The sequence below is a fragment of the Bartonella sp. AD328YNZD genome, assembly GCF_042196425.1.
The window spans coordinates 1-776 of sequence record NZ_JBHIQG010000694.1; the positions used below are offsets into that span (position 1 = coordinate 1).

The 776-nt window shown below is 37.5% G+C and carries 1 protein-coding gene and 1 pseudogene; both read left to right on the forward strand.

The genetic code is table 11. The annotated features are described in order from the left end of the window. Positions 1 to 62: 62 nt before the first annotated feature. On the forward strand, positions 63 to 293 hold the full coding sequence (locus ACFIO3_RS14510; protein ID WP_375608807.1) for a hypothetical protein: 231 nt from the start codon (positions 63 to 65) through the stop codon (positions 291 to 293). Further along, positions 290 to 776 (forward strand): annotated as a pseudogene (locus ACFIO3_RS14515) (hypothetical protein); the annotation flags it as partial. The gene ACFIO3_RS14510 and the pseudogene ACFIO3_RS14515, both read left to right, overlap by 4 nt.

Below are 776 nucleotides of genomic sequence, written 5' to 3' on the forward strand. Positions count from 1 at the left end.
TTAAAATATGTCTTTTTTGTGTTCTTAAGTGTGTTTCTAAAGGTTTTTTTGGGGAGTTCATTATGAAGAAATTATATACCATACAACTTTCTCATTTTTCTTTTGTTCAAATTCTTTCATTGGTTGTGGCAGCGACATTTGTATCGAATGTTACCTCTGTTTTTTCAGCAAATCCTGATTTTAGAAATACATTTGTTGAAGGTTTAAACGCGGTATCGGAAGGGGAGGGTTTTGCCATGAGTGTTTCCGCGTGTTGTAATGATGTTGAACTCTGTTGGAGGAGATTCTTATGAAAAAAAAATATTCCACACAAAATTTAATTAAAGTTGTCTCTCTTAATACGGTAATGGCGACACTCTTATCGAGTGTTTCTCCTGTTTTTGCGGCGAATCTCTCAATAACAGGAGAGATATTTAGAAGCACAAATAGTGTTAATGTCATGTATCCGTATGGTAGTCATGGGAGTGTTGTTTTTTCTGGTGATGATGACTTCTGTGGTGCAGACAATGTTATTGGTCGTGGCGGCAAACAACAACAAGGAATTGCTGATAATCGACGAATAACTGCAGAGCAACAATATAATAGATTTATTACTGATCAAGAGTTTAACGGTCGTCATCCTTATGGTACGACCACTGAACAGGTTATTTGGACGGGTGATGGATACACGGGTAGCACTAATGGTAAAGTTTTGGGTGCTTATATAGGGGGAAGTACTGGTGGTTTTACTAATGCATTGCCTGAGGCTTATGGTGCTTATTCTTTTGCAACAGGGT